24 protein-coding genes, 1 pseudogene and 1 riboswitch are annotated in these 23643 nt (G+C 40.6%); of the genes and pseudogenes, 2 read left to right on the forward strand and 23 right to left on the reverse strand.

Annotated elements, in window-relative coordinates; all coding sequences use genetic code 11:
* Positions 1-68: 68 nt before the first annotated feature.
* Positions 69-944: an SAM-dependent methyltransferase TehB gene (gene tehB, locus AC4HAL_RS00735; protein WP_491092491.1), complete on the forward strand. Its 876-nt coding sequence runs from the start codon at positions 69-71 to the stop codon at positions 942-944.
* Between the two features lie 186 nt (positions 945-1130).
* On the opposite strand, the gene pepF is transcribed toward tehB, so the two are convergent.
* From pepF to AC4HAL_RS00815, 16 genes and pseudogenes are all read right to left on the reverse strand, one after another.
* A complete protein-coding gene (gene pepF, locus AC4HAL_RS00740) occupies positions 1131-2936 on the reverse strand; it encodes an oligoendopeptidase F (RefSeq protein ID WP_491092492.1) in 1806 nt (601 codons plus the stop codon).
* 56 nt (positions 2937-2992) lie between these two features.
* Positions 2993-3937, reverse strand: coding sequence for a competence protein CoiA (locus tag AC4HAL_RS00745; protein WP_491092493.1), 945 nt, complete (start codon positions 3935-3937; stop codon positions 2993-2995).
* A gap of 210 nt (positions 3938-4147) precedes the next feature.
* Positions 4148-5146: a ketopantoate reductase family protein gene (locus tag AC4HAL_RS00750; protein ID WP_491092494.1), complete on the reverse strand. Its 999-nt coding sequence runs from the start codon at positions 5144-5146 to the stop codon at positions 4148-4150.
* Complete coding sequence (locus tag AC4HAL_RS00755; RefSeq protein ID WP_491092495.1) at positions 5143-5994, reverse strand: CPBP family intramembrane glutamic endopeptidase; 852 nt, start codon at positions 5992-5994, stop codon at positions 5143-5145. The genes AC4HAL_RS00750 and AC4HAL_RS00755 overlap by 4 nt, the downstream gene beginning before the upstream one ends.
* Positions 5995-6118: 124 nt before the next feature.
* The gene (locus AC4HAL_RS00760) at positions 6119-6496 is read right to left on the reverse strand and encodes a hypothetical protein (RefSeq protein ID WP_491092496.1); all 378 of its coding nucleotides are present in this window, start codon (positions 6494-6496) and stop codon (positions 6119-6121) included.
* The gene (locus AC4HAL_RS00765; RefSeq protein WP_491092497.1) at positions 6493-6951 is read right to left on the reverse strand and encodes a LytTR family DNA-binding domain-containing protein; all 459 of its coding nucleotides are present in this window, start codon (positions 6949-6951) and stop codon (positions 6493-6495) included. Before AC4HAL_RS00765 ends, AC4HAL_RS00760 begins: the two co-directional genes overlap by 4 nt.
* A gap of 72 nt (positions 6952-7023) precedes the next feature.
* The gene (locus tag AC4HAL_RS00770; RefSeq protein WP_491092498.1) at positions 7024-7536 is read right to left on the reverse strand and encodes an HXXEE domain-containing protein; all 513 of its coding nucleotides are present in this window, start codon (positions 7534-7536) and stop codon (positions 7024-7026) included.
* Entirely contained in the window at positions 7536-8522 is a 987-nt protein-coding gene (locus AC4HAL_RS00775) for an AraC family transcriptional regulator (protein WP_491092499.1), read from the reverse strand. Before AC4HAL_RS00775 ends, AC4HAL_RS00770 begins: the two co-directional genes overlap by 1 nt.
* Positions 8523-8548: 26 nt before the next feature.
* Positions 8549-9367, reverse strand: a complete 819-nt coding sequence (locus AC4HAL_RS00780) for an oxidoreductase (RefSeq protein ID WP_491092500.1) — start codon at positions 9365-9367, stop codon at positions 8549-8551.
* 195 nt (positions 9368-9562) lie between these two features.
* Positions 9563-10315 carry a hypothetical protein gene (locus AC4HAL_RS00785; RefSeq protein WP_491092502.1) on the reverse strand — a complete coding sequence of 251 codons (753 nt, stop codon included), beginning with the start codon at positions 10313-10315 and terminating at the stop codon, positions 9563-9565.
* A gap of 170 nt (positions 10316-10485) precedes the next feature.
* Positions 10486-10821, reverse strand: a pseudogene (locus AC4HAL_RS00790) (HXXEE domain-containing protein); the annotation flags it as partial.
* A 359-nt stretch (positions 10822-11180) separates the two neighbouring features.
* The gene (locus tag AC4HAL_RS00795; RefSeq protein ID WP_491092503.1) at positions 11181-11963 is read right to left on the reverse strand and encodes a creatininase family protein; all 783 of its coding nucleotides are present in this window, start codon (positions 11961-11963) and stop codon (positions 11181-11183) included.
* Positions 11956-12564, reverse strand: coding sequence for an ECF transporter S component (locus AC4HAL_RS00800; RefSeq protein WP_491092504.1), 609 nt, complete (start codon positions 12562-12564; stop codon positions 11956-11958). Before AC4HAL_RS00800 ends, AC4HAL_RS00795 begins: the two co-directional genes overlap by 8 nt.
* A gap of 366 nt (positions 12565-12930) precedes the next feature.
* Positions 12931-13045: riboswitch (FMN riboswitch) on the reverse strand.
* 235 nt (positions 13046-13280) lie between these two features.
* On the reverse strand, positions 13281-13997 hold the full coding sequence (locus AC4HAL_RS00805; RefSeq protein ID WP_491092505.1) for a pseudouridine synthase: 717 nt from the start codon (positions 13995-13997) through the stop codon (positions 13281-13283).
* 48 nt (positions 13998-14045) lie between these two features.
* Positions 14046-14747: a glucosamine-6-phosphate deaminase gene (gene nagB, locus AC4HAL_RS00810; RefSeq protein ID WP_447452801.1), complete on the reverse strand. Its 702-nt coding sequence runs from the start codon at positions 14745-14747 to the stop codon at positions 14046-14048.
* Positions 14748-14951: 204 nt separating this feature from the next.
* A complete protein-coding gene (locus tag AC4HAL_RS00815) occupies positions 14952-15446 on the reverse strand; it encodes a VIT1/CCC1 transporter family protein (protein WP_491092506.1) in 495 nt (164 codons plus the stop codon).
* Positions 15447-15629: 183 nt separating this feature from the next.
* Between AC4HAL_RS00815 and queA the strand changes: the two genes are divergently transcribed.
* Positions 15630-16658, forward strand: coding sequence for a tRNA preQ1(34) S-adenosylmethionine ribosyltransferase-isomerase QueA (gene queA, locus AC4HAL_RS00820; protein ID WP_447452799.1), 1029 nt, complete (start codon positions 15630-15632; stop codon positions 16656-16658).
* Between the two features lie 226 nt (positions 16659-16884).
* Here the strand turns inward: queA and AC4HAL_RS00825 are convergent, their stop codons facing one another.
* The 7 genes from AC4HAL_RS00825 to AC4HAL_RS00855 form a co-directional block, all read right to left on the reverse strand.
* Positions 16885-17649 carry an amino acid ABC transporter ATP-binding protein gene (locus AC4HAL_RS00825; RefSeq protein WP_491092508.1) on the reverse strand — a complete coding sequence of 255 codons (765 nt, stop codon included), beginning with the start codon at positions 17647-17649 and terminating at the stop codon, positions 16885-16887.
* A gap of 9 nt (positions 17650-17658) precedes the next feature.
* The gene (locus tag AC4HAL_RS00830; protein WP_491092509.1) at positions 17659-18333 is read right to left on the reverse strand and encodes an amino acid ABC transporter permease; all 675 of its coding nucleotides are present in this window, start codon (positions 18331-18333) and stop codon (positions 17659-17661) included.
* A 14-nt stretch (positions 18334-18347) separates the two neighbouring features.
* Positions 18348-19040: an amino acid ABC transporter permease gene (locus AC4HAL_RS00835; protein ID WP_491092511.1), complete on the reverse strand. Its 693-nt coding sequence runs from the start codon at positions 19038-19040 to the stop codon at positions 18348-18350.
* A gap of 9 nt (positions 19041-19049) precedes the next feature.
* Complete coding sequence (locus AC4HAL_RS00840) at positions 19050-19907, reverse strand: transporter substrate-binding domain-containing protein (RefSeq protein ID WP_491092512.1); 858 nt, start codon at positions 19905-19907, stop codon at positions 19050-19052.
* Positions 19908-19922: 15 nt separating this feature from the next.
* A complete protein-coding gene (locus AC4HAL_RS00845) occupies positions 19923-20930 on the reverse strand; it encodes a uroporphyrinogen decarboxylase family protein (RefSeq protein ID WP_491092514.1) in 1008 nt (335 codons plus the stop codon).
* Between the two features lie 606 nt (positions 20931-21536).
* On the reverse strand, positions 21537-22370 hold the full coding sequence (locus AC4HAL_RS00850) for a hypothetical protein (protein ID WP_491092515.1): 834 nt from the start codon (positions 22368-22370) through the stop codon (positions 21537-21539).
* 153 nt (positions 22371-22523) lie between these two features.
* Positions 22524-23564, reverse strand: coding sequence for a serine hydrolase (locus tag AC4HAL_RS00855; RefSeq protein ID WP_491092530.1), 1041 nt, complete (start codon positions 23562-23564; stop codon positions 22524-22526).
* Positions 23565-23643: the final 79 nt, after the last annotated feature.

Below are 23643 nucleotides of genomic sequence, written 5' to 3' on the forward strand. Positions count from 1 at the left end.
TTCCTTAGCCTTCCTCTTTTGCTACATATCCCTGACACCTTTGTATTTCATTAAAAGAAAGGGTTGCAATGATTGATATTGATACTGAAAAATTAATTCCTTACAAACGAATGCCCAACTGGACAGCCGCAACTATCCCTAACACCTTCATCAAGAAGCACAATACCAAGGCAGGAACTTGGGGGAAATTAACTATCCTTTCAGGCCAGCTGATTTACTATGTCTTAGACAATGAAGGTCAAGTGTTAGGGCAGACAAGCTTTGACAAGGACAGTCGGCCTCCTCTTGTTCCACCACAAGTTTGGCATCGTATCGAAGCAGCATCAAGCGACCTAGAATTTTATTTAGAATTTTACTGCCTACCTGCAGATTACTTTGCTAAAAAGTATCAAATCGAACCTCACTCTGAAGTGCGAGAAGCAATTGAACGAGAAAGCATTCCTGCAAACAAAACTTTGGATTTAGGCTGTGGAAAGGGACGCAACAGCCTCTACCTTTCCATTCTAGGCCATCAGGTAACCTCACTTGATATCAACCAACTTAGTCTAAACCGCCTAAGTCAGATCGCTGAACATGAAAATCTGCCAATTCAATGTAAGGTCTATGATATTAATGCCGCTAATTTAGCTAATACCTACGATCTTATTCTTTCAACAGTTGTTTTCATGTTCCTAGACCCCAAGCGTGTACCGGCCATCATTAGGGATATGCAGGAAAGTACCCGACCTGGTGGTTATAACCTGATTGTCTGTGCTATGGATACAATAGACGCCCCCTGCCCCATGCCCTTTCCTTTCACTTTTAAGGAAGGCGAACTAGCTGACTACTATAAAGAATGGCAACTCATTAAGTACAATGAAAATTTCGGCCACCTTCACAGGTGCGACGAAAATGGCAATCCTATCCGCATGCGTTTTGCCACGATGTTAGCCAGAAAAATCTAATGAGTCAGGGAGAATCTTTTATACATCATCTTATGGAATCTACTTGGAAAACAAGGGTATTGCCATCATCATAACGGTTGCTATTTCCTTATTCGTTTCACGTCCCTTGGTGCGAAACGGACTGACAATCATATAATAAAAACCTGATACCGTAATGGAATCAGGTTATTTTTACTAAGACAGAAATTACTGCCGGTGTACTCCCTTAGCGACAAGGGCTTCCAACTCTATCAGACGGTCTTCAAAAACCTTAAAAGCCTCTTCTAAATAAGAAGACGCCGTCATATCGAGTCCGGTCTTGCCGATAACCTCTAAAGGATAATCGGAACTACCAGCCTTAAGATAAGCCAGATAAGCTTCTTTGTCAGTTTGCCTGCCATGAACAATTTTTTGTGCTAAATAGCTAGCGGCCGCAAAACCTGTCGCGTATTGATAAACATAAAAGTTATAGTAAAAATGCGGAATTCTCGCCCATTCAACCTGAATCTGTGGGTTTTCCTCCTTAGCCAAGCCATAATATTTTTCATTTAAATCGGCATAAAGATCATTGAGGTACTGACTGGTCAGAACCTCGCCTCTAGCATCTGCTTGATGAATGGCTTGCTCAAACTCCGCAAAATGGGTTTGGCGAAAGACCGTTCCCTTAAAGCTATCCAAGTAATGATTCAAAATAGCAAAGCGCTCTGTATCGTCTGTTACTTCCTGAAGCAAGGTTTCTGTCAAGATGTTTTCATTTGTTATCGATGCAATCTCGGCCAAGAAAATGGAATAATCACCATAAACATAAGGCTGATTTTCCCGTGTGAAAGTAGAGTGCATACTGTGGCCGGTCTCATGGATAAGAGTGTAGAGATTGTCCAATGTATCCTGCCAATTAAGTAGCATAAAGGCGTTCGTATCATAAGCCCCACCAGAATAAGCACCTGAGCGTTTACCCTTATTGACACAAACGTCAATCCAGCGTTCCTTAAAAGCACGTTTGACTCGCTCACTATAGTCTTCTCCGAAAACACTTAAAACATCTTGGGCCTTATCCAAGGCTTCTTCATAGGTCACTGCCATATCCACGCGGGATAATGGAGCATAGATGTCATACATTTTCAGGTCGGGCAACCCTAAAACTTTCTGCCTCAACGCTATATAGCGATGAAGCAGAGGTAAATACTTATCAACCGTCGTTAACAAGGTGTCATAAACAGATTCTGGAATATGACTACCGGCCATGGCTGCCTGTCTAGCAGAATCATAATGTCGAACTTTAGCCTCAAAATTATGGCGCTTAACCACAGTTTGTAGTGTCTTGGCATAGGTGTGCTGAAATTGTGCATAAATGCTGTAATAGGCTTCATAAGCTTGCTTGCGAGCCTCTCTATCAGGGGATTCCATCAAGGTAATAAAATTCCCATGAGTCAGCTCAACTTTTTCACCATCGCTATCTTTAACAAAAGGAAAAACAAGATCAGCATTATCCAAAATTTCATAGGTTTCACCAGCAGCATCTAAGATTTCTTGGGCATTTGCCAAGAGCTCCTCTTCTTCAGGCGAGAGGACATGGGCCTTCTGATCAAAAAGCTGTTTAAAAAAGTGGCGATAGGCTTCTAACTCTGGCACTTCCGTCACAAAACTGTCAAACTGCTCCGAAGATAAGGCCAAAACTTCCGGCTCAAAGAAGGCAAAGGTTTGACCGTACTTGGCATATAGGTTAGTTGCCTTAGACTGTAGTTCTTGATAAGCAGCTACTGTTGTATCCTGATCATTTTTCATAGAGGCGTAAACGTAGAGTTTCTCTAATCGGCGAGATAATGCTAAATAGTGTTCTGTCACAGTTAATAAATTCCTACCTGACTGACCAAGTTGTTCGGCTAAGCCTTTCGCCTCTTCAATTGCCTGACTAAGCGATTCAAATTCTGCCTCCCAGTCTGCATCACTAGCAAAAACCGTTCTTAAATCCCATTGATATTTTTCTTCAATATGATCACGATTATCTGACATACCACATTAAAACGAGATAGTTTATGCTCAAACCATCTGTGTTTTCCCATCCTTTCTTATAAACCTTTTGCGTTTATTTTATCATAAAAGGCTGGCGGGTAAAGTCTTTGGAATCTTTTATCACTACTGCCTCTATAGAATGCTTCAAATTGCTGGTAAAATTTTGATAAGTCTCTTTCGATCTGGCAAAAGGGTCCCTGAGGCGGTCGCACTTGCGGGTAAAAATCATCAACGGATTTCGATAGCAGATTTTCTCCCAAATAATAGGCTTCTTCCTGCTTTTTTAACCAGCGAGGATTTTTGGCAATAAGCTGACGCTGAATGTAAGATAAAAGATGTTCATCCATTTTCAAGCGATAGGTCTCCATGAGCTGCTTGACAAAAGGTTGGTGTAAAAACTCAAACAAATGTCCCGAAAAACGGCATTCTTTCACTAAAAAATGCACCCTGTTGTGCCCATCTTCATGAATTAAATATTTTAAACGCAGGCATTCTTTCGATAAATCCAGTTCCCAAAGGTGAAAGCCCATATTTTTTGAGAAGTAGAGAAAATCGTGCTGCAGCGGTGTCAACTGCTTACCAAGCCAGAGCTTCTTCCCCAGCAGCCAGAGTACCTGAAAACCGCTTTTTTGATAAGCCTGTGTCCGTTCACGCAGTCGGTCTTCGGACAAGCGTGAACACTGCACTTCAAGCACCAGTCTTTCATTGACCAAAAGATCTGCAATCTGCCCTAATTTCGGTAAGAATTGCTCCACAACGATCCGCTCAGTTTTTGACAAACTAGTATAAAGGGCTGACTTGAGAGACAAATGTTCTGCTGATTCATTTTCCGAATAAAAGTGGCAGTCCTGCAGATTGATATGAGCAAAATGCGGCCTTTTTACAGTTCCCCGTTTCAAGCGAACTTCAGCTCCACAGGCAGGACAGAAGAAATCGCCCTTTTCAGGAAGGTCATCCAATAGATTAATCAGTCTGCCGGCCTTATTTCTTGCGACTAGCATAGCACACCTCCAATATATCGATCGGGGAGACTCCATGATCAGATAATCTTCTAAAATAGTACCATCACAAAATAAGATAAAAGGAGTAAGATAGGGTTCACCTTTATTATTCGTAAATTATTTTAAAATACACCATTATTTAACTTGGACTTTGAAAAATATTTTTACTGATGCGCTCTTGGAAACAAGCTACTCTATTCTTATAGACAGCTATAAAATATTGAATATAACATTGCTCCCCCTCTTTACATAGTCAAAAAGCTTATCTCGTACTTTCTCATAAGCTTTATAAAAATGAGGAGCCGCTAGATTTAAAGCCTGACCGCTATCATAGACACATTGACAAACAAATAATAGATCACTGAGATTATCGTGCAGGGTCATGATTTTACGAGTCAGGACCTTTTTAGCAAACATACGTTTCATAAGGGGGACAGATAAAAAAGTTGGTAATTTGTAAGCTAGCAATTCGTTAGAATAGTTTTTGAGATTGACACCGCGAGCTGCGACAATTTGTGCTGTTTCACGAATGTTCTCCACTGCTGCTTTTAGGGTTTGTGAAGAAGCCATAGCCCTTTCAACAGCTGCTTGAGTATCAGTTGTGTCGGTGTACTTGATAATAGCTGAAATAACACCAGCATTGATGGCCATGTGCAGCCAAATCCATTCCAGCATATCATAGGGCTGCTCCAGTTTAATTTGGCAATCCATGAAAATCTGCACTAACTTTTCATAATTAGAAAGGGCTGCCTTTTCCTCTCTTTCTAGCATGAAATGATCAAAGACGCAGGCCGTCAGCTTATTGCCCTTGATATTGCCACCAGCAACGGGATAACCTAAAATATAAGGGCGTCCTTTTACCAGATTGTCAATATAAGCACGGTCTTCCCAAATTCCGCAGGCTAAAATTAAGGTGCCAGAGATACCATCTGCCTCCAAACTTTCAAGAATAGAAGTAAGACCGCCTGACGGGACACTGACAAAGATGAAGTCATAGGCTTTGCTGGAACAGTGCTTCACTTGATAAACATCACTGCTTTGAATACCATCTTTCTCAGTCCGGCCATCCAGAAGTTCAATGTCTAACTCTTGGATATCGGCTCTTTTACTGCTCTTTCTGATAAGGTGTTCTACCTCATGACCCGACTTTTGAAAAAGATAGCCGTAAGTTGTTCCAATAACACCTAAACCCACTACTAAAATTTTCACTGTGAAACTTCCTTTCTACTCTTTTTTGCAGCCAGTAAATACCAAAGCAAGACCAGAACAAGAGATAGGATTTGTGCAATGGCGACTCTGACAAACATCAGCTCATCTGCCCCCGTATCAGATAGGGTATGAATGATATTGATCAAAAAGTTATTGGTAAAATGGTGGGACATAGCCATATAAAGGCTTCCTGACAGTCTAGTCATGAGCGCAAACTTAAATCCTACCATGGCAGAGGTAACAACCAGCATCAGCGCATTAAGTATAAAACCTGAAAAATTCATGTCCCCATCAAAGTAACTACGCAGTGGCCCTACTAAATGCCACAGGCCAAAGAGTGTCGAGGAGCAGACGGCTGAGGTTATAAAGCTGTATTTCTGCTCAAAAAGTTTTTGAAACAGTCCGCGAAAGGCTCCTTCCTCCATGATGACATTGATGACATTTCCTACAAAGCAGATGAGAAAGAAGATTAGACCGGTTTCTCTGCCAACGTTCTTATCCACAGCATAGGCACTGACATAGACATCCAATCCTTGAAATGTAGCCTGGCTCACAAGCAATAGGATTTCCGCACCATAAGCCAGCACATAAACGACAAGTCCAAAAAGCAGTCCATTCCAAGTGTTTTTGAGGAAACCTCCTTGCCTAAAGCCTATCTCTTGCCAAGTGAGCTGAAAAAATTTGAGAGCTACATAGATGACCGCAATTCCCAATAATTTGTGCACAAAGGCTTCATTCCAGAAGGTTTGATCGGTTCGTAAAATAAAATAGTCAAAGAGATGCAAACCATAGCAGAGCAGATAGATAGCCAAGACTGCTAACTCGATTTTTTTCGTTTTGGGTAACATAGATAATCCTCCTTACACTAAGATACAAAAGCCGTTAAGCGCTCCAAAGAAAAATAGAGAACCTAACGATGAATCACTAAAGATTCAAAGAAACATTTTTTTCTAGGAGTGTAGGCGTGTTTAATTAACGACGGTTTTTAATCAATAAATTAATTTCACGCGCTTCCTGACTGAGATCAAAAAGATCCAAGACTTGTGAGATGATATAAACAGCGATCCCAATAAGAAAAAGCATCCAAGGTCGATTCCAATGAAAGAGCCAGCCCATCCCCATTGTCAAGCCTTCAATCGCTACAATTTCCACCAGCACCTGCAGCATAAAGGATTCCCACTCTAGTTTACGTATAAATAAAATCAGCAATTGGATGAGACCGTTAAGGAAAAAGACCTGAAAAATACTCACCAACAGGAGCCACTCCGCCTTCAAATACAAGGCAGCTAGAGTTAATAAGAGCAATGATACGCCTGTCGTGGCAAAGATATTAACCAACCATTTTTTCATTTTGGTTCACCTCCTCTTAAAGCTTCTTTAACAGTCTGTAAATAGCGGCGATTGACAATGACCTTCTCACCATTGAGCAAAGTCGCTTCCATGCGGCTGTTAAAAAGCGGCCGAATGCTTTCTAAGACATTGATGTTAAGCAGACAGCTCTTAGAGATCTGAACAAACCCGTCATTTTGTATGTCATGGAGCAGTTGATAGAGCCTCAAATCCGTCTGATAAACAGTATCTGCCAAATAGACAAAAGTCTTCTTGTCAACACTTTCAATATAGTAAATATCCGAAAGGTTGACCAAATGCTCAACCCCATCCTCATAACAGCTGATTTGCTTATCGACATTTTCCAAAAATGTTAAAATCCGCTCAACCAGCTTGTTTTTCTCACTATACTTTAAGCTGACTTCCAGCTCCTTGAAGCTGGCATCCTGTTCAATTCGTAATTTCATAATTTTCATTATAGCACAGCTTTTCTATCAAAAAATCCCGCATCAACCAAGATGCAGGATAGGGGAACTGAGATACATTATTTACGAGTGTAGGAATTTTTCAACCTGATCAGCCTGCCGATGAAGAAAAACAAGGTTGGCGATGATTGCTGCAAAAATAAGCGGGGTGATAACCAGCAACAATAGCCAATGCAGTGGATTGCTCAGACAAAACAGAAAGATACTAAAGATAAGCAAAGGCATGGTGAAAACTGCAGTCATGCTGCCAGGAACCCAAGTTCGAAATCGGATGGCCTGACTGATATGAGATAAAAGATGGAAAGTATGTCCCAGCGTAATCGCCAGCACTAACTCTGGTAATTTAAAAAGAATACCTGCAAGCAAGATTATGCTAGCTAAAACAAATTCCTCCAAAATGCTAGCGGCTATTGTTTCTGTTGAAGGATAATGTACTCTGCCAGCGACAAAGATTTCATTAGCAAATTTTGGATCACTCTTTTTCTTCGCAATCCATGGACAGACTAAAATAATCTCTTCAAACTCATGGACCATAAAAAGCATGAGCGCAAGAAAAGCAAGCAAGGTGGGGGTCATTATTTCTCCTCCTTCGATTGGTTAGTTTCTCTATACTGTTTGAGCGTTTTGCCAGTCCAGTTTTTAAAAGCACGCAGAAAGCTTGACGTTTCTGAATAACCTACAAGATAAGCAATCTCGTCAACTGACATGGATAAATCAAGATAAGAAAAGGCCATCGATTTCTGCATATGGAGAACTTCTTCCTTAAATGTTGTCTTTTCAGCAGCTAATTGGCGCTGCAGTGTCCTGACACTGAGGCCAAGCCTCTCAGCTACGACAGCGAGGGAGAACTGACCGCTGGGGATAGCTGACAATAACTCGGTTTGAAGCGCCTGTGTAAAATGGCTGCCGCTTTTTTCCTCCTGAGCTAGCTGCCGATTAAGACTCGGTTCCAAATAATGCCACATGATATTGTTCTCAGTGATAAAAGTTTTTTCAAGATCTGCTTTAGATAACACCAAGAAATTCCTTTGTGATTTTTGTGGGAGGATGCCTACCTCATTCTCAAGAACTGCTCCGTAATCATAAGGCGAACTGACCCTGCGGGGAAGAACTGACACCCCTGTCCCTGTCCGTAAAATACTTAAAAGTAGCAGCTGCTCCTGCAGCAGTAACATGCGAGGAAGTGGCAAGTGTGATGATAGATAAGCATAGCTTACAGTAACTTCATCGTCTCTTTCATGAATCTCTATCTTTACTGGACCAATCAAACTTTTATATTTTGAGAAGCGCTTCAAGGCTGTCAAACCATCCGGACTTGATAAAGCAGCAAAAAAGGCTGGTACAAACATTTTAATATTGTCAATATTACTCAATGCTAATAGGGCTTCATCTGTAATTTGCTTATCCAAAGTCTCTATAAAGCGATAATAATCCTGAGCGCTATAAGTCAGCTCTTCCTGCCAAAGTTTGTTTGGCAACTGTGCTTTTTGTAAGATCAGCCTAATGTCTATTCCTAATTCTTTTAAGAAGATCTGAAATTGTTTAGTGATAATAAGTTTCATAATCTTATTGTCTAAAAATATTAACCTCAAGTCAAACTCTTAACAACCAGCCAGTCAAATACCCCAGCAGGCAAGATTGCGTGAAGAAAAACAATAGTTTTAGCGCCCCTACCAACGAGGTAACGCGGTTTAACTCGTTTGGCATTGACAATTTTGACAATCCTTCTTGCTACAAGGTCAGGCTCAGAAACCAATCGGCCTGCATACATTCTTGCAATACTTTGGGAGACCTTTTTGGCCATCTTTTCATAGGCCCCTCCAACTGCAGAGATCCTTAGATTTTCTACAGCAATCTGGCTCCAAGGTGTTTTAATACTGGCTGGCTCAATAATCACCGTCTCAATTCCAAATGCTTTTACTTCCATACGAAGGCCATCGGATAAGGCTTCAAGAGCATATTTAGAGGCATGATACCAAGAACCCATAATGGTAGTGATACGGCCACCTGTTGAAGAGATATTGATAATGCGCCCCGATTTCTGAGCTCGCATATAAGGAAGAACTTCCTGAGTTAAACGAGCTAGGCCAAAAAGATTTACTTCAAATTGCTTTCTAGCCGCCTCAAGCGCAACATCTTCAACCGCACCAAAAGCAGCATAACCAGCATTGTTAATCAAGACATCAAGTCTGCCTTCCACTTGAATAACCACTGCAAGAGCCTGTTTAATGGTTTGTTCATTGGTAAGATCAAGGTAAAGCGGCTGGACACCATCTCGTTTCAGTTCTTCCAATTTTTCCAAGCGTCTGGCACCACCATAAACCCTATGTCCCGCTCTTGCCAGTCCTTGTGCTGTTAGGTAGCCGATTCCTGAAGAAGCACCTGTTAATAAAATCACTTTTGACATTTTTACCTCCTTTACAACTATTATAGCCAAGTCGGGCATTTTTCTATAGGACGATCCATGCCAGTCTAGTAACAATCAACGCCAAAAAGAGAGGATCAACGTGATCCTCTCCAAATGGTAGGCAGATTAATTTCTATGAGCACCAAGCTATTTTTCGAAACCTATAAAATGGATGATACTTATCCTACTGATTGACTAGTCTTGATTTCCTTCATTCTTAACTTTATTAAAATAGCTATTTACAATAATAAAAAGAATAATGCTAAGAACTAAAATAACCGCATAAACCATTAAACATTCGTTCCTAAGTGCCGGCTCTTCATTCCAAAAAGTTGTCTTAATTCGAATAGTCGCATCAACTCCACTTTTTTTAGGTACTCCGTATGTCATGTGTATCAAGGGGAAGGATACTGCAGATGCCAACACGGCTAGACCGGCTCCCATTCCCCTAAAAGCCCGTGTTCTCTTGCTTTCAGCAAACATTGCTTGCGGTATCCACATAAATAGGAACATTAAAATTAATATAACCAAAACGGTATAGGGTTTATCTTGACTGATTAGTCCTGTAAACCAAGCAATGGCAAAGGACAAAATCAGTCCCAACAAACCTAAAAAAATTATTTTGAGACTGGTATCAACGTTATCTTCAGGAGAGCGCTCTGCTCGCTTAGTCCTGAAATAAGAACGTATTGATGTCAACATCGGACTTTCTGTCGGTTCTACTGACATTTGCTGTTCTTGAGAGTGATTGATAGTTGTCTTTTGAGAGTGCTCAAAAACTGTCTCTTGCGGCTGTTCAGAGACTGATTCTAGAGGTTCCTCCTTTGTTTGAGGGGGTTCTGATTGTTCAACAAAGTCCCCTGCTGCTTGCGCTGCATTAATTTCACTGACTTCAGGAGGACGTCCATATATTTTTTGAAATTCTTCCATCCATGCTTGTAAGTTCATCTTCTTTCTCCTTTTCCCTTTCATTGTAGACCATTTTATCACAAAAAAACTGATGGAAAATACCTGTAAATTATAATTTTCTTGATTTTAGCAATTGTAATCTTGATGAAAACTAAATCAAAAATTCCGCATCAACCAAGATGCAGGATAGGGGAACTAAGATACATTATTTACGAGTGTAGGAATTTTTCAACCTGATCAGCCTGCCGATGAAGAAAAACAAGGTTGGCGATGATTGCTGCAAAAATAAGCGGGGTGATAACCAGCAACAATAGCCAATGCAGTGGATTGCTCAGACAAAACAGAAAGATACTAAAGATAAGCAAAGGCATGGTGAAAACTGCAGTCATGCTGCCAGGAACCCAAGTTCGAAATCGGATGGCCTGACTGATATGAGATAAAAGATGGAAAGTATGTCCCAGCGTAATCGCCAGCACTAATTCTGGTAGCTTAAAAAGAATACCTGCAAGCAAGATCAGGCTAGCTAAAACAAATTCCTCAATTACTAACCCTTCCTGCTATCAGACCTAAATCTAATCCCTGTACTATCATAGCAATCGGTAGAAAACAAAGGGTGTTCGAGTTTACTAACATTAATAACAAATATGATACTAGGATAAAACATAAGCTAATTTAATCCAGTCCTAGAATTTACAATATAGGTACAATAAAAAAACTCATAAAATCTTCAGTAAAATCGCCTTGAACAAAAGCATTTACCTGAAAAAATTTTATGAGCTAAACCTTGGAGTTTTCTTGTATATGTTTTTTATGAGTTTAATGTATCACTTTTGGTTACTGAACAAGTCTATTAAAAGAGAAAAGTCTATAAACTTAGAAGAGGTAAATATTTTAGATGCTCTCCTCAGTAACCAGCTATATATTTTAGCCCCTCAACCATTTTTTCAATATTGACAGTAAAAATAATCTGGCCTTTTTCTGGATTTGCACCAGAAGGATCTCCACCGATACCAATTGGATTACCGTCCTTATCTATAAAATCTTCAGCGATCCAGTTCAAATTGATGTTGCACTCCTTTAGCTTACTATCAAAGACATACCCAGTAGCTTGTCCTGCAATCGCCCTGTCAAGTTTAACCAATCCTTCATCTATAGCCATGACCATAGATGTCTCCATCTCTCCACCGTGAAAATCGAAGGTATTTCCTTCGGAAACTGTCGCTTGTACGCGCGGATCATCAAATGCCCCAAAATTAAAAATAAAAATATCCAAATCATGTGAATAGCGCAGTTCTCGACTGAGGAGGTTAGCAATCGGTGTATTTCCGCCATGACAAGAGAGGAGGGCTATTTTTCTAAATCCGTGGTGGTACAGAGACTCTATGATTTCTTTCAGCATATGGTAGTAGGTCTCTGTCGAAAAAGTAAGGCTGCCGCAGAAATTGGCATGCTCAGTGCTCAAACCAATAGAAATATTGGGAAGGATCAAGAGCGGAAAATTCTCGTCAATCTGATTTACTTCCTGTAGAATTAAATTAGCCATTTTCTCAGCGATCAAATCATCCGTTCCCAGTGGGGCATGGTTGCCGTGCTGTTCAATTGCTCCAAGAGGAATCATAACAATTGTCTCTTCTTTATTAAGCACTTCCATATCAAGCCTTGTTAATTCACGATAGTATCTAGCCATTTTTATCTCCTCTATTTATCTTATAGATAAAGCGTTTGTATAAAAGGTAAGCAATTGCTCCGTTCAAGCTAACCTTAACTATGTTGAAAGGGACTGTCGCCAAAAGAATAAAGCTAGTCAAGTTAGAAATAGCTGGGTTAACAGAACCAAAAGACTTGGCTAAACTTTCCAAATCAATTCCTACAGCTTTGGCATACAAGGGCAGGCTAACAAAGAGATTGATGGCTGTAGCAGACAAGGTCTTGATCACAATCGTTGCCAAAAGAGCTAAAACTGCTGCTTTTAAAGTCTTACCCCTCTTTTTGAAAATCAAGCCCAGAGGATAGACAAAGAAGACAGCCGAAATTAAATTGGCGAACTCACCGATATACATACTATTGCTACCGACGGTAAAAAGTTTGATCAGGATCTTTAGAACCTCGATAATCAAACCTGATGTAGGGCCTAAAAGAAAGGTTGCAATGATCGTAGGAACATCTGAAAAGTCAACCTTGTAGAAGACCGGCATGAAGGGAACCGAAATTTCAAGAGACATCAGGACGCCTGCGATAGCTGCAAACATGGCCGTATAGGTGACATATTTTATTTTCGGATTTTTCATAAAATCCTCCTTTCTAGATGCGTCAACAATCATGGGAAAATTTTATGAGAAACCCTTTTTCATCCATCCAGTAAAAATACCATCATTCTACCTAGGGCAGTAATCGAAAGACTCTTTTGTCACTCAAAAATAGATGAAACTATCTCCAAAGAAACTGCCATTGCTTAATTTTCAAAGTATCGCTAGCACTGTTGAGGTTACCTTGAAAACTGCTTCACTGATGCGAACAACTAACATTGGAACTGCTTAGATTGAAATAGCTATATGGTGAAAAAAGCGCACTTCAAAATGAAATGCGAGGTTTTTTTGAGACTTAGCAAATAAACTCCTTTTAACTGTTTCCAAGTGCTAAGGAGGTCTTTCAGCTAAATTCTTCTCTCATCCAGACTATACTGTCGGTACTGGAATTACACCAGTTCATGCCTTATGGCTCGCGGACTATACCGCCGGTTAGGACTCTCACCTGACCCCGAAGAATTATTAACGCCGCCATTCTAACACAGGTGTATTAGTCTGTCAACTGATTTGAGAACGTAGGCTGGTTTTTTAAAGAATTTGAAAATTCCAAAATGAAGTTAGTTAGTTGAGGATATGCAAATTCCCCAGAGAGATATAATTGTCATCACCACAACAATAATTAGAAAGACTCTGAGATGCAAGACTGTGATACACCTGCTACCACGGTTTAATATCCAGCTACCTCCTCTCTCCCTCTTTTAATCCAAGTATCGTTTTAATAACTCTTTTTCAGCAACTGTTGGTTTCCGATAAGAACCCACAGGTAGATCTCCCAGCTCAAAAGGACCAAAGGAAATACGACTGAGATAGGTAACTTTAACACCATAGGCTAGGAACATTTTCTTGACCTGATGAAACTTACCTTCCGAAATGGTAATATAAGCTCTGCTGAGCTCTGATCCAGAACTGATAATCTGTAGCTTAGCTGGCTTACAAACCCTACCATCTAAAAAAGCAATGCCCTTGTCAAAAAAAGCAGGCGCATCAGAAGCAAGCGTATCGTTAACCTCCACATAATAGGTTTTGTCCACGTGGTGCTTGGGATGGAGCAGACGAAAACCTAAGGGACCATTGTTGGTGATAAGAACCAGCCCTTCCGTGTCGCGATCCAAGCGGCCAACGGGATAGAGGCCTTCCTTGCGGTCACCAGGGGCAATGAGATCAATGACCGTCTGGTGCTGGGTATCTTTTACCGCTGACACCACACCCCTGGGTTTATTGAGAATATAATAAGTGTCTGGAGAATGACTGAGCTGTTGACCTGACACTGTAATGGTCTGCAGGCTGGGATCGACATTGAGGCTGTCAAAACGCGCTAGCTGGCCATCCACACGCACCTGTAGACTGCGAATCAATTTCTTAACGTGATTTCTAGAGCCAAAACCCGCCTGACCTAATAGTTTATCTAATCGCATACATTCATTGTAACACAAAAGGAGCTTAGGCAGCTCCTTACTTTTGTCTCATAACTTACAGGCAGCTTCTTGATCCAAAATGACGGTAACATCCGGATGTTCCTGCAGAACGCTGGCTGGTAAGGCTTCAGTCACTGGCCCATTGATCATCTGCGAGACTGCCTCCGCTTTATCTTGACTATAGGCAAAAAGAATAATGCTCTTAGCTGACATGATAGAAGCAATTCCCATTGAAACCGCCTGAGTTGGCACATCCTCTGGCCTTGCAAAAAATCGACTATTAGCCTCAATCGTACTTGGTGTTAAATCAACCACATGCGTCCTACTGTTAAATGGTGTTCCTGGTTCATTAAAACCAATATGTCCATTGCGACCGATACCTAAAATCTGTATATCAATACCATGATCAGCGATCAAGTCCTCATAATCCGCCGCTGCCGCTTCCAAATTTTCCGCTTGGCCATCTGGCAGAAAATGCTCTTTTACATTCTTGTGATCAAAGAGTTGATCTTTCATAAAATAATGATAGGATCTCGGATCCTCAGGGGCCAGACCAACATACTCATCCAAATTAATAGAGGTCACCTGTGATAGGTCAAGGTCACTGGCAGCTAACGCTTTGTAGAAAGCCTCTGGTGAACTCCCTGTCGCTAGGCCCAAGACTCTGGCACCTTGTGCTAATTTTTCTTTTACCAAGCCTAAGGCATATTGAGCGCCATCTTCCTGTGAAGCAACTATCTTAATATTCATCGCTATCCCTCCTTACTATTAGTATATGGTCTATACCAATTTTTGTCAAGAGTCAGAAATAAAATAAAACCACCCTCCGAAGGTGATTAAAAATTATCCTGTCAGCTATACCAAACTATCAATTGCATCCAATAAGTCCCTTCCAGTGCGATTAAAGCAAATCCCTTAGCCAGCTGCTTAGTGCCTCTCTTACAACTAGCTCTTCTAAACCAAACCACCCAAGAGATAACCAATATAATAGGCAACCAAAGTTGCCACAAGACCAACCGCAACCGTCCTAAATACTTCCTTATACCGTCCTTGGTTGGTAATACTTCCCTTAACAAGACCCAGCAGAATCAAAGCGACCGTGACCAGTAGACAGGCAACCCAGAAAGTATAACCTCTAAAGACACCCAGACGATTGACGAGGAGATAAGAAACTAAAGGAAAGAGGCCAAAAATATTGAAAGATAAAAAGGTCGCAAGGGCATTTTTAAGAGCTTGCTTACTGTCGGTCTGCGTTTCAGTCGTTGAACTTAAGTAATCACCAACCGCCATGGAAAAGCCATCTGCCAACAAATTAGAAAATCCCATAATCACAATGGCCATCGTTCCAAGACGGCCGCCAACAGCACCTGCTACAACTGCAAAGGTAGTCACAATCCCATCCAGACCTCCATAAACAATGGACTTGGCATAATGTCGTAAATTCAGCATAATCAGTACCCTAATTCCTTATTTATAACTATTCTAATTACTATCCTTATTATAGCACTTATTAATAATCATTACAATTAAGGGTTAAAGGGAGTCAGATATTGAAGACAAAAAGAAAGGTGCCCTAAATCCTCTCTCATGATATAATAGGAAAGCTGATAATTAACAGAAAGAAGATAAGCCATGCACACAGATGATTTTGATTTTACTTTACCTGAAGAACTCATTGCTCAGACCCCATTGGAAAAACGCGACAGCTCAAAACTACTAGTCATTGACCGACAAACACATATGATGACAGATACTCGCTTTGACCACATCTTAGATGAGCTAGATCCTGGTGATGCGCTGGTCATGAACAACACACGTGTTCTTCCAGCCCGGCTCTATGGTGAAAAATCAGAAACCCACGGGCATGTAGAGTTTCTTTTGCTCAAAAATACTCAAGGTGATCAGTGGGAAGTCCTTGCTAAACCAGCCAAGCGACTAAAGGTAGGAACCAAGGTTAGTTTTGGCGACGGTCGTCTCACAGCAACCATTCGTGAGGAATTAGAGCACGGCGGGCGTATCGCCGAATTCCACTACCAAGGTATCTTCCTTGAAGTTTTGGAAAGTTTGGGCGAGATGCCCCTACCACCCTATATCCACGAAAAATTAGGAGACAAGGAGCGCTATCAAACTGTCTATGCTAAAGAGAACGGTTCTGCTGCTGCACCTACTGCTGGTCTGCATTTCACCAAGGAGCTCCTCCAGAAGATTGAGAATAAAGGTGTAAAACTTGTTTATCTAACACTGCATGTTGGACTGGGGACATTTAGGCCTGTTGCCGTTGACAATATCGAAGAGCATGACATGCACTCAGAATTTTACAGTCTATCCGATGATGCAGCACAAACCTTACGTGAGGTAAAAGCAGCAGGTAAACGTATCGTTGCCGTGGGCACTACATCCATCCGTACCTTGGAAACCATTGGGAATAAATTTGGGGGCACTATTCAAGCTGACTCTGGCTGGACCAATATTTTTATCAAACCCGGCTACCAATTCAAAATCGTTGACGCTTTCTCTACCAATTTTCACCTCCCCAAATCAACACTTGTCATGCTGGTGTCTGCTTTCGCCGGCCGTAAATTTGTCCTCGATGCCTACCAGCATGCCATTGAGGAAGGCTACCGCTTCTTTAGTTTCGGCGATGCCATGTTTGTTAAATAGTAAAAGAGCCGCAGATTCTACCTCTCTTCTATCGTTACCTAAAAGTGCTAACGATGGTTTTAAGTGGTCGATCTGTGACTCTTTCTTTTTTTATCGTTGTTATCAAGGGCGCCAAGTTCGGTGATAAACGAGGACCCAGTGCTTTAGTTGTTTAGGCCACCCAGAAATAGAACTAATAGAACTGGATTTATTTTAAATGATTTCCGTCTATAAGCCGTAATTTTGACTAGATAATATAATCAACAGCATAAGCATCATCTGATAGAATGCGTGCTAAAAAGCGGCGTGTCCGCTCCTCTTTCGGTGCGGAGAAAAATTCCTGAGGCGGAGCTGATTCAATAATATGACCCCCATCCATAAAGACCACATGGTTGGCGACATCCCTAGCAAAACTCATTTCATGTGTCACCACAATCATGGTAATACCTTCTTGCGCTAACTGTTTCATAACACCCAGAACATCACCAATCAGCTCCGGATCCAGAGCAGACGTCGGCTCATCAAAAAAGATAACATCAGGCTTGACAGCAATAGCACGCGCAATACCAATGCGCTGCTGCTGACCACCAGATAGCTGATTGGGGTAATAATCTTTTTGGCCCAGCAGCCCCACTTTTTCCAAGGCTTTTAAAGCTATTGGCTCTGCCTCTTCCCTAGGAATTTTTCTTGCAATTACAAGTCCCTCTAAAATATTTTCCATAGCTGTCTTATTGGCAAAGAGGTTATAGTGTTGAAAAACAAAGGCTGTTTTTTGGCGGATAGTTAGAATATCCTTCCGATTTAAATTTTCCAGATTATAGGACCGGTTATCTAGGACAAGTTCCCCTTGATCAGCCTTTTCCAGATGATTGAGGCAGCGCAAAAAGGTGGTCTTTCCTGAACCGCTGGGGCCCAAGATAACAACAACATCTCCCTTATTGACCTGCAAACTAACATTATCAAGGACAGTCTTATCCCCAAATTGCTTTGATAAATTTCTAATATCTAACATAATGTCTCCTTAAGCAAACCGCTTTTCTAGACTCGAAAAACCCCATTGAATCAGACCGCAGATAATAAGATAAATGATAAAAATAACTAAGTAGGACTCAAAATACTGATAGCCATGGGCTGCTTCCACCTTAGCAATCGCTGTGATATCCTTAACTGTCATAACAAAGACCAAGGATGTTCCTTTAACAATATTGATAACTAAATTGCAAAGATTCGGAAGAGCATTTCTCAAGGCTTGAGGAAAAACAATTCTGATATAACTCTGACTTGTCGTCAAACCAATCGACTGAGCGGCTTCTAGCTGTCCTTTATCAACCGTTAAGATAGCGGAACGTAAAATCTCCGACAAGGTTCCCGTTGTCATCAGGCTAAAAATGATAAAAGCATAATAAATGGGATTGAGCTTAAAGATATCAAATCCACCTGATTTTAAAATCGCATTTAAGACACTGGGTAAAAGGCTATAGAAGAATAAGATTAAAAGTATGGGAGGTGTCGCTCGAATAAAAGCCAAGTAGACTACAGAAAAAGCTGTTACTCCTTTTACTCTGTAGATTCTTCCCAATGCCAACAAAAGAGCTGGGAAAAAACTCAACAGAATAGAAACAGCCATAATCGCCAAGGTAACGGGAACACCTCTTAAGGAGAGTAAAAATGTATGAAGAATATAGCTAAAATCCATGATCCCTCCTAGGTCTAAGCATTGCCCCTATCCAGACGATGTTCCATCAAGTGAGAGGCTACTGATAAAATCAGAGCAAGCCCCCAATAAATAAGAGCTACCGCTGTATAGGTTTCCAGCGAATAATTTCCCAAATTACGACTGATCAGCAAATTTCCCGCTCCCATAACATCTACCAAACCGATAGTGTAGGCTAGGGCTGCATCTTTCATCAAATTCAAAATAGCCGTTGTAATATTGGGAAGCGCAATTCTAAAAATCTGCGGTAACAAGATGCGGCGGAAAGTCTGATAGCCTGTTAAACCGATACTTAATCCAGCTTCCAGCTGTCCTTTAGGGACTGCTAAATAGGCTGCTTTAAAAACTTCCGATATAGAAGCAGCAAAGAGTAAAACCATGGTCACTACAACAAAAATAGTTCGTGACCAGCTATCAACATCCAAATGGAGCCACCAAGCCAAAAATTCAGGCAGGCCATAAAAAACTAAAAAGAGTAAGACAATGGGCGGCGTACAGCGCAAGGCGAAAACATACCCTCTAGCAATGCGTGCCAGCCCCATATCAGGTACGACCTGTGCCCAAGTCAAACCGGATCCCAGAAGCGTCCCCAAGAACACTGTCAGGGTAATAACCCACAAGGTCAGAGGTAAAGCAGACAAAATCGTTGGCAGAAACTTAAAAATATAGGATGGCGTATAAGAAACCATGGCTCCTCCTTATTTTGTCACGTAATTAAAGACATCTTCTCCAAAATATTTCTTTGATAATTTAGCCAGAGTGCCGTCCTTTTCTAATTCTTTAACAGCTTTAGCATACTCTTTAACAAATTTTTTATTAGATTTATTGCGATGAATTAAAGGATAGGTCTCAATACCTTTGTATGGAACCCAGGTCAACTGATCAGCATATTTGTGGTAGGCACCGTCTTTGTCCTTAACCGCCTGCTCAAAGGATAACTTTATATCAAAATAGGCATCATAGCGCCCTTCCAGTACCCAAGCATAGGCATCTGCCATGGTAAAGCTCTCAGCTGCTTTGAGGTCTATTGGACTGTCCTTATGCTCCTTGTTATAGTCTTCAATCACATTCCACTGAGCATTTTGAGGGGAAATAGGAACCAGTTTACCACTGGATTGGGCAAAAGAATTAATGTCTTTGAATTTTTCTTTATCGTCCTTACGAATCGTAAAACCGATGACACTAGCACCAATTGCATCTTTAGGAATAATAAATTTTTCAGCCCGCTCCTTCGTATACCAGGCCCCCTTTGTCCCGATATCATACTTTCCAGATTCCAAGCCAATCAGCAAATCTTCATCGCTCGTCCCAGTGTATTTAAACTTATACTGGGGCAGCTTCTTATCAATGGCTTTTAGAACGTCAACTTCATAGCCTGTATGCTTACCCTTGTCATTAACATAATCATAGGGCGCATAATTTTGTGTATGAGCCACTTTTAAGGTAGTTACTTTACCATTAGCGGCACCATCTCCAGCAAGCTGACGGCCAATAAAGGTACCACCAATCAGTAAAACAAGGATCCCCCCAATCACAAACCATTTTTTCTGTACCATCCGTTTACCTCCACTCTACCAACTAGCTGCTTCTCTGACCCAAGCGATACGCTCAGCGGCAATATCACTGGGAATTGTACAATCCGCACCAATAATCGTAGCTCTTGTGCCTGCTTCTTGCAAAAGCTCCTTCACTTGTGCCTGTACACTCTCTTTACTGCCGCGATAAAGAAGACCTTCTTTAGTATTGATAAAACCGCCTAAAACGGTTTTACCGCCAAAGATCTCGCGTCCTTGAGAAAGACTAACTCCCTCTGGACCTACCGCCCAATTATAAACCTGTGCCGGATAATCCTTAAAGAATCGAATATCATTACTAGCTCCCTCATAGCCACAGATATGAAGGACACTTAAACCATCAGCTTGACGGGCTGCTTCAAGAATCCTCAAATCGCTAGGAGCGATATAATCGCGATAATCTTCTGCGGAGACCCTATCATCCTGAATAGATTGTACACTGAGATAGATACCTTCAATTTCAGCTTCACTAATCACTTTTCTAACCAAAACAGCAATATCCTCAGCAATTGTATCTAGCACTTTTTTCAAGGTTAATGCATCTTCTTGCAAAAAGTTAGCAATGATTGTGTCTCCACTTGCTATCTGACCAGCCAACTGCCATTTAAGATAAGTCACAGGGGCAAAAATGTTATAAATCGCAACAATATCTTCCGTGAAACTATCCTTAATTGCCTTAACTAGCTCCACCTGCTGTTCAAACCAAGGATGATCTTCACCGATAGAACGGATATCCGCTAATTCTTGAATAGAAGAGACATTGGTAGAAATCAGAGGATTGGGATAGGTGAAAAAACCATCGCTCATAATCTTGATAAAATCAGGATTAACGTCCTTGATAAATTGACGATGTCCTTCTAGATTTTTATTAAAAAGCGTGCGACTGTTAAGCCCTTGTCCCAATTCCTCTTCTGGCAAAAAATGATACCAAAAGCCAACTGGTACTCTATCCACAGCTTCTCCACAAAAAGCCTTTAAAACCCATTCCTTTTTACTATCAGTCATAAGCTCATCTCCTTATCTAAATAAAATGCGAATCCCTTGAACGTTTTAAAGAAAAATAGGAAATAAAACAATCTATACCATGTTTCTAAAGCAAATTCCCCTGAAGACATCCAGTCTGTACCAGTCATCATCTTCACTAGCTCATCCATCTGGTAAAGCATTCAGCACAGTGATTAGCCTAGCCCCAGTAAGAAATTACAATCATTTAAAATGAGAACAACACTTGCTCTAAAATGTCTTACTTATATGGCAAAAACAAGAAGAGATATTGTTACTTCCCATAAAACTTGCTCTTATCTTACCATCTCCAAAGACATCTGCCTAATCTATTTTTATTATTGTTGACTATAAATTTTTCTTATGGTTTATAGGACGATGGCCAAACTAAGTGCAACGATTTTCCATAAAAGCCTAAGAATTATTGGCAGTCCAACCATTCATCTTAATATCTACCATAACCGTTTAACATAACTTGATTACAGTTGCTATCGATTCCATAAGTAACACAAAAAAGAGTTGAGCCAAACTCAACTCCTCTCTTAAATATTAACTACTATCCTTCCAAATAAAATAACTCAGCTAAATAATCAATAATTAATGATATTTTTATTTCATTTGTTTCACAGCTGCCTTGGCTTGTTTGACAAGGTAAAGGGACTTTTCTTCCTGAGAAACCTTTTTAAAAAGCTTTTTAGAAATATCCTTATCTTCTGCCAATCGAGCATTTTCTGCCAAGAGATAGTCCCGAAGTACTTCTTCAAGCTTATAGTTAACGGGGATATCATCAAAATCACTAACAGCCTCTTTATCCTTTAATACGCTGTTCATCAAGCTGAGAATCTGCTGAGTATAAGTCTTTTGTGTGGCCTCGGCATCATTTTGAACCACCAATTCCTCTACCCTAGACAAATAATTTTGAAGCTCTACCTCTTTTCCTTCAAAGAGCCCAGTCGCAAATTCAACCAAATAGTAAGTCAACAAAAGCGGCGTCCGCTCCTTAGGTGATACTCGAACCTTCAAGGGGTTAACCATTTCAAGAAATTTATTGGTCTCTTCAAAATTCCCTTGCAACCAAGCCAGCTCAGCTTTACGAATAATGATTCGATCCCAATTCGTTTGAAACTTCACAGTTACCAAGGTTTCATAGTCCAAAATTTGAGCATACTTTTCCAAGTCAAGATCTTGATTGAGAATAGCAGATGCTTCCTTGCGATAGATGTTATTTTCACGTACATACTGGACCCCTAAAGCCAAAAGCGGTAAAAAGCTAATCAAGCTAAAAGCGGCTCCCATAATATTTTTAGGATACATAAACCAGTAAACAAGAGCTGCTACGAACAAGAGTAAAAAGAGAAGAAACCAGTTGCGTACCAGTGTTAAATAAGTATACATTCTTTGCTTAATATCATCTAATTGGCCTTCACGGTAAGATGTCAACATATTATCTCCTTTTATTAAGATACTAAGGGTCGATTCGCTTGACGAAAATTGGGCTGGAAATGAGCTCAGCACTATCATTGATTCAAAATTGTTTCCATTATACCACAAACAAGGGGAGACTTGAAATCTTTTTGAGATAAAACAAGAAAAGGACTAATTCATATTGACCCTGTGCCACTCATTAATGACATAAGTCAACATAGCCAGCTGGCTATAGCCGTAACCATTGATTTCTGAACTGCTTTCGCTAGAACCACCTAGGTAACGTGTGTAGATAGCAATAAGATAAGGACTAGACTCCATGACAATAGCATCGACATTGAGCGCCTCTCTAACATAGCCTGGCTTTTGATAAATCGTTAAATCACTTGGCAGATAGGTTTTATAATATTCATCCGGAAAGGACTCTCCCAAATAGTTTAAAATATCTTTATACTTCTCCTGATTCTTATAGAGATAATCCAAAACCTGAATATAATAGCTTGTTGTTGTTTTATTACCTTGGTATTGGAAGGCTGGTACATCAGGATTATTCGACTTCCCGTAACGCGTATACATACTGTAGGCTTTTTCAACACCGCCCAGCAAGCTAGCTAAGCCATATGCTGGTGTATTTTCTGATACTACCAAAGAACCATACTGCATTTCTGGGATACTCATACTACCGCCATAATTATTGACATAAGCGTCATGCTCACCTTGGTATTCATAGTCCAACTGTGTGATATCGAAACGCTGGTCATAATTAAACTGGCCGTCTTGCACAGCATCAACCACTAGCATATTTAAAGGAAGCTTATAAGTCGATCCTGCCGTCATAAGCTCAGTATCGTTCATCGAGAAGCTTTCATTGGTTGCAGGATTTTTATAAGAAAAAGCTACCTGTGACGGATCAATCCCTTGCTCAGCTAAAAAGGTGTTAACGGTATCATTCAAACTCATATTAGCATAGTCGTAATAAAGTCCCAAAGCATTCATGTGATCAGCATCCGCCATCATGACAGCCTGTTTTTCCTCGGCAGATTTATTGCGCGGCATCACCTTTTCTTCCTTCTGGTTGCCTCGGCTGGAACCAGACGTTTGGTCGGCCTGCTGCCTAGCTGCTTTCCAACTATCTTGCAAATAAAAACTGCCTAGAATACCTAGAACAATAAGCAGAATAATACTTAATACTATAGTAATTCTTTTTGATATAACTTCCATCACTATTATTTTAAGGGAAAATTGAGTTTTTGCAAGCTAAATCTACTATTTTCAACAATTTTTTTACAAC

It is taken from the genome of Streptococcus sp. ELY_125, from assembly GCF_058314535.1.

Bases quoted from the DNA above. Each gene is read 5' to 3' on its own strand.
- AC4HAL_RS00755 (WP_491092495.1), bottom strand. From the start codon at position 5,994: ATGTTACCCAAAACGAAAAAAATCGAGTTAGCAGTCTTGGCTATCTAT.
- AC4HAL_RS00785 (WP_491092502.1), bottom strand. From the start codon at position 10,315: ATGAACTTACAAGCATGGATGGAAGAATTTCAAAAAATATATGGACGT.
- AC4HAL_RS00830 (WP_491092509.1), bottom strand. From the start codon at position 18,333: ATGGATTTTAGCTATATTCTTCATACATTTTTACTCTCCTTAAGAGGT.
- nagB (WP_447452801.1), bottom strand. From the start codon at position 14,747: ATGAATATTAAGATAGTTGCTTCACAGGAAGATGGCGCTCAATATGCC.
- AC4HAL_RS00775 (WP_491092499.1), bottom strand. From the start codon at position 8,522: ATGAAACTTATTATCACTAAACAATTTCAGATCTTCTTAAAAGAATTA.
- AC4HAL_RS00825 (WP_491092508.1), bottom strand. From the start codon at position 17,649: ATGTTAGATATTAGAAATTTATCAAAGCAATTTGGGGATAAGACTGTC.
- AC4HAL_RS00770 (WP_491092498.1), bottom strand. From the start codon at position 7,536: ATGACCCCCACCTTGCTTGCTTTTCTTGCGCTCATGCTTTTTATGGTC.
- AC4HAL_RS00765 (WP_491092497.1), bottom strand. From the start codon at position 6,951: ATGAAAATTATGAAATTACGAATTGAACAGGATGCCAGCTTCAAGGAG.
- AC4HAL_RS00780 (WP_491092500.1), bottom strand. From the start codon at position 9,367: ATGTCAAAAGTGATTTTATTAACAGGTGCTTCTTCAGGAATCGGCTAC.
- pepF (WP_491092492.1), bottom strand. From the start codon at position 2,936: ATGTCAGATAATCGTGATCATATTGAAGAAAAATATCAATGGGATTTA.
- queA (WP_447452799.1), top strand. From the start codon at position 15,630: ATGCACACAGATGATTTTGATTTTACTTTACCTGAAGAACTCATTGCT.
- tehB (WP_491092491.1), top strand. From the start codon at position 69: ATGATTGATATTGATACTGAAAAATTAATTCCTTACAAACGAATGCCC.
- AC4HAL_RS00745 (WP_491092493.1), bottom strand. From the start codon at position 3,937: ATGCTAGTCGCAAGAAATAAGGCCGGCAGACTGATTAATCTATTGGAT.
- AC4HAL_RS00800 (WP_491092504.1), bottom strand. From the start codon at position 12,564: ATGAAAAATCCGAAAATAAAATATGTCACCTATACGGCCATGTTTGCA.
- AC4HAL_RS00850 (WP_491092515.1), bottom strand. From the start codon at position 22,370: ATGTTGACATCTTACCGTGAAGGCCAATTAGATGATATTAAGCAAAGA.
- AC4HAL_RS00835 (WP_491092511.1), bottom strand. From the start codon at position 19,040: ATGGTTTCTTATACGCCATCCTATATTTTTAAGTTTCTGCCAACGATT.
- AC4HAL_RS00815 (WP_491092506.1), bottom strand. From the start codon at position 15,446: ATGCTGAATTTACGACATTATGCCAAGTCCATTGTTTATGGAGGTCTG.
- AC4HAL_RS00795 (WP_491092503.1), bottom strand. From the start codon at position 11,963: ATGGCTAGATACTATCGTGAATTAACAAGGCTTGATATGGAAGTGCTT.
- AC4HAL_RS00805 (WP_491092505.1), bottom strand. From the start codon at position 13,997: ATGCGATTAGATAAACTATTAGGTCAGGCGGGTTTTGGCTCTAGAAAT.
- AC4HAL_RS00845 (WP_491092514.1), bottom strand. From the start codon at position 20,930: ATGACTGATAGTAAAAAGGAATGGGTTTTAAAGGCTTTTTGTGGAGAA.
- AC4HAL_RS00760 (WP_491092496.1), bottom strand. From the start codon at position 6,496: ATGAAAAAATGGTTGGTTAATATCTTTGCCACGACAGGCGTATCATTG.
- AC4HAL_RS00840 (WP_491092512.1), bottom strand. From the start codon at position 19,907: ATGGTACAGAAAAAATGGTTTGTGATTGGGGGGATCCTTGTTTTACTG.